The organism is Aeromonas sp. FDAARGOS 1414 (genome assembly GCF_019047065.1).
Lineage (GTDB): Bacteria > Pseudomonadota > Gammaproteobacteria > Enterobacterales > Aeromonadaceae > Aeromonas > Aeromonas veronii_A.
Map to the genome: position 1 here is coordinate 3,807,717 of NZ_CP077210.1, position 11,495 is coordinate 3,819,211.

At 62.8% G+C, this 11,495-nt stretch carries 8 protein-coding genes; 2 read left to right on the forward strand and 6 right to left on the reverse strand.

The features are described 5' to 3' along the window. Complete coding sequence (locus tag I6L44_RS17240; RefSeq protein WP_005340795.1) at nucleotides 1-966, forward strand: ABC transporter permease; 966 nt, start codon at nucleotides 1-3, stop codon at nucleotides 964-966. Between the two features lie 265 nt (nucleotides 967-1,231). Here I6L44_RS17240 and I6L44_RS17245 read toward each other — a convergent pair whose 3' ends face one another. Beyond that, nucleotides 1,232-3,223, reverse strand: a complete 1,992-nt coding sequence (locus I6L44_RS17245) for a bifunctional 2',3'-cyclic-nucleotide 2'-phosphodiesterase/3'-nucleotidase (RefSeq protein WP_216952622.1) — start codon at nucleotides 3,221-3,223, stop codon at nucleotides 1,232-1,234. Between the two features lie 365 nt (nucleotides 3,224-3,588). On the opposite strand from I6L44_RS17245, the gene I6L44_RS17250 reads away from it, so the two are divergent. Continuing rightward, nucleotides 3,589-4,530: a hypothetical protein gene (locus I6L44_RS17250; protein WP_216952623.1), complete on the forward strand. Its 942-nt coding sequence runs from the start codon at nucleotides 3,589-3,591 to the stop codon at nucleotides 4,528-4,530. Nucleotides 4,531-4,611: 81 nt separating this feature from the next. Here the strand turns inward: I6L44_RS17250 and mgtE are convergent, their stop codons facing one another. The 5 genes from mgtE to nirB form a co-directional block, all read right to left on the reverse strand. Further along, nucleotides 4,612-6,036: a magnesium transporter gene (gene mgtE / locus I6L44_RS17255; RefSeq protein WP_113740193.1), complete on the reverse strand. Its 1,425-nt coding sequence runs from the start codon at nucleotides 6,034-6,036 to the stop codon at nucleotides 4,612-4,614. Nucleotides 6,037-6,181: 145 nt separating this feature from the next. Further along, a complete protein-coding gene (gene cysG, locus I6L44_RS17260) occupies nucleotides 6,182-7,582 on the reverse strand; it encodes a siroheme synthase CysG (RefSeq protein ID WP_216952624.1) in 1,401 nt (466 codons plus the stop codon). Between the two features lie 12 nt (nucleotides 7,583-7,594). After that, entirely contained in the window at nucleotides 7,595-8,407 is an 813-nt protein-coding gene (gene nirC, locus I6L44_RS17265; RefSeq protein WP_216952625.1) for a nitrite transporter NirC, read from the reverse strand. A gap of 57 nt (nucleotides 8,408-8,464) precedes the next feature. Next, nucleotides 8,465-8,782, reverse strand: a complete 318-nt coding sequence (nirD, locus tag I6L44_RS17270; RefSeq protein ID WP_216954484.1) for a nitrite reductase small subunit NirD — start codon at nucleotides 8,780-8,782, stop codon at nucleotides 8,465-8,467. Then, nucleotides 8,782-11,328, reverse strand: a complete 2,547-nt coding sequence (nirB, locus tag I6L44_RS17275; RefSeq protein ID WP_216952626.1) for a nitrite reductase large subunit NirB — start codon at nucleotides 11,326-11,328, stop codon at nucleotides 8,782-8,784. Before nirB ends, nirD begins: the two co-directional genes overlap by 1 nt. Nucleotides 11,329-11,495 lie beyond the last annotated feature (167 nt).

The window sequence follows — 11,495 nt, forward strand, 5'->3', positions numbered from 1 at the left end:
ATGTTTGAAATTCTGATCCTGATGCTGGATGCGACCATTCGTACTGCGCCGCCGCTCATTCTCGCCGCCATGGCGGGCATGTTTTGCGAGCGCTCCGGGGTGGTCAACATCGCGCTGGAAGGCAAACTGCTGGCGGCGGCGTTCGCCAGTGGTGCGGCGGCTGCGGTCTCCGGTTCTGCCTGGGTAGGTCTGGGGGCCGGGGTGGGTGTCTCCATCCTGTTTGCCCTGATGCACGGCTTTGCCACCATCACCCACCGCGGTGATCAGGTGGTGAGCGGGATGGCCATCAACATTCTGGCGGCCGGTCTGACCGTGACCCTGGGCCGTTACTGGTTCGATCAGGGTGGCCAGACCCCGGCGCTCTCCGGTGATGCCCGTTTCGCCCCCATCGATCTGCCCTATGCCAAGGAGCTGTGGGATGTGCCGGTGATCGGCCAGCTCTACAGCGAGCTGCTGAGCGGCCACTCCCTGCTGGAGTACGTGGCATTTGCCTGTGTGCCGCTGGCCTGGTGGGTGATGTTCCGTACCCGCTTCGGTCTGCGATTGCGGGCGGTGGGCGAGGCGCCGGCAGCGGTCGATACCGCTGGTATCTCTGTGGTGCGGATGCGCTACACCGCGCTCCTCATCGGCGGCCTGCTGGCCGGTATCGGTGGCACCTATCTGGCGGTGGCCCAGACGGCCCAGTTCATCCCCAACATGAGTGCGGGCAAGGGCTTTATGGCACTGGCGGCGCTGGTGTTCGGCAAGTGGCGCCCCTGGAATGCCATGGCCGCCTGTCTGCTGTTCGGCTTCCTCGATGCGGTCGCCATCCGGCTGCAAGGGGTCAGCATCGGTGGCTTCGCCATTCCGGTGCAGGCCATCGAGGCACTGCCCTACATCCTGACCGTGTTCCTGCTGGCCGGTTTTATTGGCCGTGCGGTGGCCCCCAAGGCACTTGGTACACCTTATGTGAAGGAGCGGGAGTAGCGCTCTTAAGCGCGATATTCCCGACCACCCAGATAACAACAGGCCCACTTCGGTGGGCCTGTTTTTTTATGGGCGGGATAGGGCAGACCAGCCGGGAGCTGGATGGCTCGATAGAGGGAGGCGATGGCGTGAAGGGATCAACGGGCTGCGTGAGTTGCTGCGGGGAGCGGCTGGCGTACAAGAGCTGACCCTCTGCCAGCACCATTAAAAACCCCCTCGTATCAGGAGGGGGTTGCAGAGGTTATTGCCGGATGAACCCTGAGGCTCAGGGAGCCAGCACCAGCTTGTAGACACCAAAGCCGGGGTGTTTGGCATCGGTGGGCGGCAGGGTCTCCACATAGTTCAGCTTGCCGCCGGTCAGGGCTTGCGCCTCGCTGCGTGGCGAGCTGTAGATGCGCAGATCCAGATTGGCGGGCAGGGGGGCCAGCTGCCAGTTGTTGTCTGCCGGGGGCTCGAAACCGGCCGGATTCTTCTCTGCCAGATCCTTGAGGTATTCGGAGAGCACTTCGCGGGTTTCGAACTGATCTTCATGGACGATCACCTTGGCGTTGATGCCCGGGAAGTTGCCACCACCGCTGGCGCGGTAGTTGTTGGTCACAACGTAGAACATCTGGGCCGGGTCGATTGCCTTGCCCTGATAGGTGAGGTTGGTGATGCGATAGCTGTCGCTCACCTTGTTGCCATCCACATCGTAACGGGCAGGTTTGGTCACATCGACCTGATAGTTCACCCCGTCGATCACGTCGAAGTTGTAGGTGCGGTACTTCTCGTTCACCAGCCACTGGGTCGCGGTGCTGGCGGCATCGATCTTGTTGAACTGGACAGCGCTCTTCTCCAGCCACTCCTGTACGGTCGCGCCATTGATGGCGACCACCTGCAGGGTATTGGGGTAGACATAGAGGTCGGCCACGTTGCGCAGGGAGATATCGCCAGCCGGTACATAGGTGAAGTCGGTCGGGCCGTTGCGACCGCCACGGAATGGCGCGGCAGCGGAGAGGATGGGCCATTTCTCCTTGAGCTGACCATCCTGTTGCAGCTTCTTGGCGTGCCACAACTGGGCGTCGCTGACGATCTGGATTGAGGGGTCATCCTGCACCAGCGCGAAGAAGCTGTGGATTGGCTTGGTGATCTTGCTGAGGGGCTCGTCCAGCCACTGGTTGGCTTGCTCGTGCTCTGCAATGACCTGATCGATCACCGCCTGATCTTCGATGCTGGTGGCGCTGCTGTCGATCTTGCGCAGCTGGGACTGGCTTGAGGCCACTTCCCAGCGACCCTCTTTCCAGGTCATGTGCAGGTCGATGATGCCGAGGTGGTTGCCCCAGACGCCCGGCATCACGGTCGGTACACCCGCCAGGGTGCCTTTCTCGTTGTCCACGTCGGTCATGTTGGGGTAGTCGCCCGGGAAGGTGCGGTGGGCGTGACCCAGCAGCAGGGCATCGACCCCTTTTACCTTGGCCAGCGGCAGAGCGGCGTTCTCCATCATGGGTTCGCGCGGGTCACCTATGATGCCGGTGTGGGCCACGACCACGACGATGTCAGCGCCCTTGGCGCGGATTTCGGGCACATAGTGCTCGGCGGTCTCGACCATATCGGCCACCACCACCTTGCCTTCCAGATTGCGCTTGTCCCACTGGGTGATTTGGGGCGGAGTCAGGCCCAGCACACCGACCTTGATGGTCTGGGTATTGCCGTTGGCATCCTTCACCTGACGATCCAGCACCACATAGGGTTTGAACTTCTGCTTGCTCCAGTCGATGGTGCCCTTGCCATCACGGCTGAAGGCATCGGCCTGGAAGACGTTGGCGTTGATGTAGGGGTAGTTGGCCCCTTTCAGGGTCTCGGAGAGGAAGTCGAGACCGAAGTTGAATTCGTGGTTGCCCAGGTTGCCGACATCATAGCTCATGGTGTTGAGCGCCTTGATGGCGGGATGGGTCTGCTTGCTCAGCCACTGCTGTTTGACCTGCTGGTCGTGGATATAGTCGGCCAGCGGGGTGCCCTGGATCAGGTCGCCGTTGTCGACCAGTAAGTTGTTGGCGTTCTCTTCGCGGGCCTTGCGGATCAGCACTGCGGTGCGGGCAAAGCCCAGCGAGGCATCCGGCTTGTTCTGGTAGTAGTCGTAGCTCAGCAGGTTGGAGTGGATATCAGAGGTTTCGATCAGCCGCAGGGTGAGATCACCGGGGGCCTGAGAGTTGTTGTCGTCACAGCCGGACAGCAAAAAGATAACTGCCACCGCGCTAAGTTTGAGGGTGGTTTTCATTGTTGAATTCTCTTGTTATGGGTATGCCAGCGTGGAGCATTCTATCGATAGCAAAAGAATCCTATTGTGAGCCGGCTGGCAATTCGGGTTAATTGCCTTCCTGTTAATAGAGTTATGGCTCTGATTTTAATCTCTTTTTTTTTATCTTTCTTCAGGGCCGCCACCCTCAATGCTATTTCACTGTTAGTCACCCTGTTGTCGTCACCGCTGTGCGGTCGGGGCAAGCGGAGCGGTCTGCCGCTCCTGCGAGGCTGTAATGGTTGGTTACAGATCTCCATTCGACTGATAGATGACCTTTCCCTTAAATTCAGCGGCGATTGATTGCATCTAAAAAATTACAAAGCGACAGCAAGGAATAAAACTTCATGAAAATGCACAACAAAGCGCTGCTGGCCATCGCCTGCGCTGCGGCCCTGTCTGCCTGTGACAGCGAAAAAGCTGCCAACAGCATCGCCAAGCGGGTGCCTCTGGCTCTGCCGGAGGCGGGTCTTTACCAAGCGAATCTGATGAGCCGCGACGGTGACAAGGCGACGCCGCGCATGATCAAGGATCTGGATGGTCTGGCGCTGGTCTACCCGAAGGGTGAAACCGTGCAGTACTGGGGGGTCTGGGTGGATCATCAGGTGGGCAAGGTCGAGACCAACAGCCAGTGGCTGGGTCAGGCTGACCAGAAAGCCGACAAAGACGGGATCTACCCGGTGCAGTTGATCCGCAACAGCGAGCGGCTCGGCACCAGCACGGCGCTCAGCTCGGTGACCAACGACCACAACCTCATCACCTTCCAGGATCAGCCGGTCATCGATCTGCAGGGCAAGGAGATCAAGCGCTGGGTTTTTGATTTCACCCGGACCGGCACCAAGTTCTCCGACAACTCCCCCATCTATTCCGGTTTCAGCGGTCATGTGGCGGTGACGGCCCTGACCACCAAAGCGGTGACCACGGCCAGCTGGAGTGCCACGGACAGCGATGGCTTCAGCAGCGACATGGTGGGCAAGGTGGATACCACCAACAACGGCGGCAAGCTGACGGTAGCGATCGAGTTTCCGGCGGCAGGTTGTACGCTGGTGGGCGAGGGGAGTGCCACTGCCGGGTTGAGCAAGCTGACCATGACCGGATTTGGCAAGTGCAACTTCAAGCAATCCGCTGCCGCCACGCCGATCGAAAACCTCTGGAATGCCGCTCTGGCCCGGGCGATGGATAACAGCGTCGCCTATGTCACCACCTATACCACGGATGCCAAAAAAGAGGCGCTGGTCATCGGCTTCCCCGACACCAATGGCCTGCTGATCACCGCTGACAAGCGGTAAGCAGCCCAACGGCAGGGGCGGGCAAACACGCCTGAAACAACAAGGGAGCCAGTGGCTCCCTTGTTGTTTTCAACGCACGGTTTACAGCAGGAACAGGGTCGCCAGCCCGAGGAAGATAAAGAAGCCGCCTGTGTCGGTGATGGCGGTGATCATCACGCTGGCACCGACTGCCGGGTCGCGGCCGAGGCGGGTCATGGTCATGGGGATGATGACCCCCATCAGGGCGGCCACCAGCAGGTTGAGCATCATGGCCAGGGTCATCACGGCGCCGAGCGCCGCATCCTGATAGAGCAGATAGGTGGCGATGCCCATGGTGCCGCCCCACACCAGCCCGTTGATAAAGGCGACGCCAAGTTCCCGCAGCAGCAGGAAGGAGAGGTTGCCTGCCTGAATGTGCTGCAGCGCCAGCGCCCGCACTATCATGGTGATGGTCTGGTTACCGGTGTTGCCGCCGATCCCGGCGACGATGGGCATCAGGGCCGCCAGTGCCACCAGCTGGGAGATGGTGTGCTCGAACAGGCCGATCACCCGCGAGGCGACAAAGGCGGTGCAGAGGTTGATGGCAAGCCAGGCCCAGCGGGTCTTGACCGCCTTGGAGACCGGGGCGAACACGTCTTCATCCTCGCTGATACCCCCCATCCGGCGCAGGTCGGTGTCGCTCTCCTCATAGACCAGATCCACCACCTCTTCGACGGTGAGGCGGCCCATCAGCTTGCCCTTGCCATCCACCACGGCGGCGGAGAGCAGGTCATCCCGTTCGAAGGTGCGGGCCGCCGCTTCGTCGTTATCCTCCGGATCGAAGGTGACCGGATCCCGCTCCATCACGTCGCTCACCAGGGTGGCGGGCTTGTGCAGCAGTACAGTGGTGAGGGCCAGCTCCCCCAGCAGGTGGTTGCGCCGATCGATGACGAACAGCTTGTCGGTGTTGGCGGGGATCTTGCCGCGCAGCCGCAGATAGCGCTGCACCGTGGCGAGCGTCACCTCGGGGCGGATGGTGATGATCTCGAAGTCCATCATGGCGCCGACGGTGTGCTTGCCGTAGCGGATCACCTCCCGCACCCGATCCCGGTCGGCGGGGGCCATATAGGTGAGCAGCCGCCCCATCAGGTTGCGTGGCAGGTACTGGCCCAGATAGATCTGGTCGTCGATATCCAGGGTGCGCAGAGCGTGCAGCAGCTCCTTGTCGCTCATCCCGCTGATGAGGCTGTCCCACACCGTCTCCGACGCTTCGACCAGGATCTGGCCGCGCTTCTCCTCCTCCACCAGTGCCCACAGGGCATGACGTTCATCAGGCGGCAGCGACTCCAGCGCATCGGCGACGTCGGCGGCGGGCAACCCGTTGACCAGCGCAGTGAGTTCGCTGGTCTGATCGCGTTGCTCGGCATCCTGCACCACCTGCGGATCGAGCAGGCTGTCGGTGAGGGCATCATCGCGCAGCAGCAGGGTGAGAATGCGGGATCTGTCATCCGCGCGCTGCCGGGCGCTGTTCTTGATGGGAAGAGACATGGGATGAATTCCTGAGATGGTAGCCAAGGGCTCAATGCCCATAGGATACCAGACTTAAAACAACAGGTTATGACCGTGATGGGAGAAGAGGGGGGTAAAAGTGAGGCCACCTGCTGGTGGCCTCATGGTGTGTTGCGAGAATCCCTCAGGCGAGGGCTCGCTGGCGCTGCGGGGCCTGGCCAAACCAGGCGAGCCGGTCGGCCAGGGTCACCACCGAGCCCACCATGATCAGCGCCGGACTCTCAACCCCCACCGCCAGCGCGGGCAGCTCATCAAGGGTGCCGCGAATGACCCGCTGGCAGGGCTGGGTGCCGCGCTCGATCAGCGCCACCGGAGTGTCGCCCCCCTTGCCGTGGGCCAGCAGCTGCTCGCGGATGGTGGCGCAGGATGAGAGCCCCATATAGAACACCAGCGTCTGCTTGTCCTTGGCCAGCAGCGGCCAGTCGAGATCCCGGGCGCCCCCCTTGCCGTGGGCGGTGACGAAGCGAACGCTCTGGGCGTGATCGCGGTGGGTGAGCGGAATGCCGGCGTAGGCGGCGCAGCCGCTGGCTGCGGTGATGCCGGGCACCACCTGAAAACCGATGCCGCTGCCGACCAGCGTCTCCAGCTCCTCGCCGCCACGGCCGAAGATGAAGGGGTCACCCCCCTTCAGCCGCACCACCCGCTGCCCCTTCTGCGCCTCCTCCAGCAACAGCTGGTTGATCCCCTCCTGCGGCACGCAGTGGTTGCCCGCCTGCTTGCCGACGAAGATGCGCTTGGCGTCGCGGCGCACCAGCGCCATCACCTCGTCGGAGACCAGCCGGTCATAGACCACCACGTCGGCCTGCTGCATCTGGCGCAGGGCGTGCAGGGTGAGCAGACCCGGATCGCCGGGGCCAGCCCCCACCAGCACCACTTCGCCTCCGGTCTGGCTTTCATCGGCAAACAGGCTGTCGGCCAGCTGGTTGGCAGAGGCGCTATCGCCCCGCGCCAGCGCCTGACCGAGTCGGTCTGCCCCGAGCAGCCGCTCCCAGAAGCGGCGCCGATCTCCCATGTTGGCGAAGCGGGCCTTGACCCGCTCCCGCAGGCTGCCGGCGAAGGCCGCCACGGCCCCCAGATGCTGCGGCAGCAGGGCTTCCAGTTTTTCCCGCAGCAGCCGGGCCAGCACAGGCGCCTTGCCGCCGGAGGAGATGGCCACCATCAGCGGCGAGCGATCGATGATCGACGGCATGATGAAGCTGGAACGTTTCGGGTCGTCCACCACGTTGGCAAAGATCCGCGCCTGATTGGCGCTCTGGTAAACCAGCGCATTCACCTCGCGCCGATCGGTGGCGGCCACCACCAGCCACTTGCCCGCCAGTTGTTCCGGCACAAATTCACCGGCCAGCCACTCTATGCTGCCGTTGGCAGCCAGTTCCGCCAGCTCGGGGTCGAGCTCGGGCGCTACGACTGTGAGGTGGGCACCGGCATCCAGCAGCAGACGCGCCTTGCGCTCTGCCACGTCGCCGCCGCCGACCAGCAGCACGGGTTTGTTGTCGAGTCGGCAAAAGATGGGCAAGTAGTCCATGGGGCCTCCGGATCAGGCGGTTCGGGTCTGGTTGGCGGTGCTGGTGGTCTCGCTCACTGCGACCGGGCGTTCAGCTTTCGGGGTGGCATACCAGTAGCCGAGGCCCATAAAGAGGACGCCGGAGACGGTGTTGCCCAGGGTCACCCACAGCAGGTTGTGGCCGATGCCGCTCAGGGTGTAGGCCTCCGAGTGGGCGCCAAACCAGGAGAGGGCGAACAGGGTCATGTTGGCGATGGAGTGCTCGTAGCCGGAAGCGATAAAGGCCAGCAGGCACCACCAGATGGCGATGAAGCGGGCCGCCCCTTCGGTGCGCAGCGCCATCCAGATGGCGAGGCAGACCAGCCAGTTGCAGAGGATCCCCTTCATAAACAGGGTCAGCGCCGGGGCCTGGGTCTTGGCCAGCGCCACCTTGTGGGCCAGGCTGCCTGCGTCCGGCAGCAGGCTGCCGCCGTAGGAGTAGATGAGCGCCACCACGATGGAGCCAATCAGGTTGCCAGCCCAGGTCTGGGGCAGGATGCGCAGCAGGTCGGCCATGGTGATCTTGCCGCTCTTCACCCCAAAGGTGAGGAACATGGTGTGGCCGGTAAACAGCTCGGAGCCAGCAATGATCACCAGCGTCAGGGCGATGCCGAAGGTGGCTCCCATCACCAGCGGCCGGATGGCGGGATCCACCAGATTGCCGAGGGTGAAGATCAGGATGATGCCGAGGCCCACATAGGCCCCCGCCATGGCGGAGCTGAGCCAGAAGCCGAGCTTGTCGCTGCGCTCGAAGCGGTTGATGCGGGCCGCGTTGGCGGCGCACTTGTTGATGGTTTCCGTGTACATCTTGTGAGTCCTTGAAAGGGCTGCCCTCAGGCAGCCCGAAAGAGAGTGAAATCGGTTTTAGACGGAGACCCAGACCTGCTGGTCGCGCACTTCAACGGGATAGCTCTGCACCGACATCGCAGGATTGTCGAAACAGTGGCCATCGCTCAGGCGAAAGCGCTGCTTCTTGAGCGGGCTGGCCACCCAGAGTTCGCCGTCGTGTTCGCAGATCAGGCCCCGCGACAGCACGTTGGCGGCGAAGAAGGGATCCCGGTTGTCGATGGCGAACACCTCGGCCGCCGCGCTCGGGCGGAACAGGGCGATCTGGCGACCTTCAATGAGTGCACAGACGCCGGTTCCCGGCAGGATGTCGTTGAGTTGGCAGGCAAGTTTCATCATTTGGTCTCCACCTCGATCTGGTAGACGGGGATGCGCTCGGCCGGGGTCGCCGGTCGGTGCTGGTCGCGCTCGCTGACGAACTGAACGTCCGGATCGCGCTTGTCGCTGTTGATGAAGTGGCTGAAGCGCTTGAGCGCCTCCTCTTCATTGAGGGTGCGCGACCATTCGCACTCGTAGCTGTCGATCAGGGTCTGGATATCGCGCTCCAGCGTCTCGGCCAGCCCCAGCTTGTCGTCGACGATCACCTCGCGCAGGTAGTCGACGCCCCCTTCCAGATTGCCGAGCCAGACCGAGGTGCGCTGCAGTTTGTCGGCGCTGGTGACGTAGAACATCATAAAGCGGTCGATCAGCTTGATGAGGGTCTCGCGGTCGAGGTCAGACGCCAGCAGGTCGGCGTGGCGCGGCTTCATGCCGCCGTTGCCGCCCACATAGAGGTTCCAGCCCGCGTCGGTGGCGATGATGCCGACATCCTTACCTTGGGCTTCCGCACATTCGCGGGTACAGCCGGAGACACCGAACTTCATCTTGTGCGGGGTGCGAATGCCCTTGTAGCGGTTCTCGAGGAAGACCCCGAGGCCGACGCTGTCCTGCACGCCGAAGCGGCACCAGGTGCTGCCGACGCAGGTCTTGGCCATGCGCAGCGCTTTGGCGTAGGCCTGACCGGTCTCGAAGCCGGCCATCAGCAGCTTGCGCCAGATGGCGGGCAGATCATCCTTCTGGGCCCCGAACAGGCCGATGCGCTGGGCGCCGGTGATCTTGGTGTAGAGCTTGTAGTCGCGGGCCACTTCGGCCACCGCCAGCAGCCCTTCCGGGGTCACCTCGCCACCGGCCATGCGCGGGATGACGGAGTAGGTCCCGTCCTTTTGCATGTTGCCGAGGAAGATGTCGTTGGTGTCCTGCAACTGGGTGTTGAGCGGGCTCAGCACGTAGTCGTTCCAGCAGGAGGCGAGGATGGAGCCGACGGTCGGTTTGCACACCTCGCAGCCATGACCCTGACCATGCCTGGCCAGCAGCTCATCGAAGCTCTTGATCCCCTCCACCTTGACCAGATGGAACAGCTCCTGGCGGGAGTGGGGGAAGTGGGCGCAGAGGTGGTTGTTGACCTCGATGCCCTGCTTCACCAGTTCGGCGTTGAGCACCTGGCTGATGAGGGGCACGCAGCCGCCGCAGCCGGTACCGGCCTTGGTATGCTGCTTGATGGCGGCGAGCGTGGTGTGACCCTCGGCGACGGCCTTGGCGATGTCGCCCTTGGAGACGTCGAAGCAGGAGCAGATCTGGGCGCTCTCAGGCAGGGCATCCACCCCCAGGGTCGGTTTGGCACCGGCGTAGGTGGGCAGGATCAGGGTGTCCGGGTGGCTCGGCAGCGGCAGGGCGTTGAGCATCATCTGCAGCAGGTTGCCGTAATCTTCCACGTCACCCACCAGCACGGCGCCGAGCAATCGGCTGTTGTCTTCGCTCACCACGATCTTCTTGTAGACGCCGGCCTGGTCGTCCTGGAACACATAGCTGTGGCTGCCCGGGGTGCGGCCGTGGGCATCGCCGATGGAGCCGACGGAGACGCCGAGCAGCTTGAGCTTGGCGCTCATGTCCGCCCCTTCGAAGCGGCTGTCGCCACCGAGCAGGTGGTCGACGGTGATCTGAGCCATCTTGTAGCCCGGCGCCACCAGGCCGAAGAAGCGGCCCTGCCAGGCGGCGCACTCGCCGATGGCGTAGATGTCGGGGTCGGAGGTGAGGCAGTGATCGTCGATGACGATGCCGCCGCGCTCGGCGATGGCGAGATCGCCGTAGCGACCGAGGGTGTCTTGCGGGCGGATGCCGGTGGAGAAGACCACCACGTCCACTTCCAGCTGGCTGCCGTCGGCGAAGGCGAGGCGGTGTTTCGCCTGCTCGCCGCCATGCATCAGGATCTCGCTGGTGCTCTTGCTGGTGTGCACCTGCACGCCCATGGATTCAATCTTGCGGCGCAGCAGCTGGCCGCCCTGGCCATCGAGCTGCTCGGCCATCAGCACAGGGGCAAACTCCACCACATGGGTCTCGAGGCCCAGCGCCTTGAGGGCGCCGGCCGCTTCCAGGCCAAGCAGGCCGCCCCCGATCACCACCCCGCTCTTGCCGCTCTTGGCCGCGCTGCGGATGGCTTTGAGATCCTCGATGGTGCGATAGACGAAGCACTCGTGGTGCTGGCTGCCCTGAATGGGCGGCACCCAGGGGTAGGAGCCGGTGGCCAGCACCAGCTTGTCGTACCCGACCACAGTGCCCTTGTTGGAGTGCACTTCGCGGTTGGCCCTGTCGATTTTTTTCACCGCTTCGCCGAGCAGCAGGCGGATGCCGTGCTTGTCGTAGAAGCCGGGTTTGACGAGGGAGAGATCTTCGCTGGTGTGATGGGAGAAGTAGGAGGAGAGATGGACGCGATCGTAGGCGGGACGGGGCTCTGCACCGAAGACGGTGATCTCGTAGCGGCCCGGGTCGGCCCGCTCGATCAACTCTTCGATGAAGCGGTGCCCCACCATGCCGTTGCCCACAACGACCAGTCTGACTTTGCTCATGATTGCCTCTAGTTTGGAGTAATAAAACATCATTCTGGGGCTAGGCTACCCAGTCAGTCGGGGCGGGCAATTGATGCAAATCAAGTGTCTATTTATATATCTCGTCAGGGGTAATTCGATAAAATTCAAAGATATACAAAAATAGGTATACCAGTTGATGATTTCTG

Bases quoted from the DNA above. Each gene is read 5' to 3' on its own strand.
- nirC (WP_216952625.1), bottom strand. From the start codon at position 8,407: ATGTACACGGAAACCATCAACAAGTGCGCCGCCAACGCGGCCCGCATC.
- nirB (WP_216952626.1), bottom strand. From the start codon at position 11,328: ATGAGCAAAGTCAGACTGGTCGTTGTGGGCAACGGCATGGTGGGGCAC.
- I6L44_RS17245 (WP_216952622.1), bottom strand. From the start codon at position 3,223: ATGAAAACCACCCTCAAACTTAGCGCGGTGGCAGTTATCTTTTTGCTG.
- mgtE (WP_113740193.1), bottom strand. From the start codon at position 6,036: ATGTCTCTTCCCATCAAGAACAGCGCCCGGCAGCGCGCGGATGACAGA.
- nirD (WP_216954484.1), bottom strand. From the start codon at position 8,782: ATGAAACTTGCCTGCCAACTCAACGACATCCTGCCGGGAACCGGCGTC.
- I6L44_RS17240 (WP_005340795.1), top strand. From the start codon at position 1: ATGTTTGAAATTCTGATCCTGATGCTGGATGCGACCATTCGTACTGCG.
- cysG (WP_216952624.1), bottom strand. From the start codon at position 7,582: ATGGACTACTTGCCCATCTTTTGCCGACTCGACAACAAACCCGTGCTG.
- I6L44_RS17250 (WP_216952623.1), top strand. From the start codon at position 3,589: ATGAAAATGCACAACAAAGCGCTGCTGGCCATCGCCTGCGCTGCGGCC.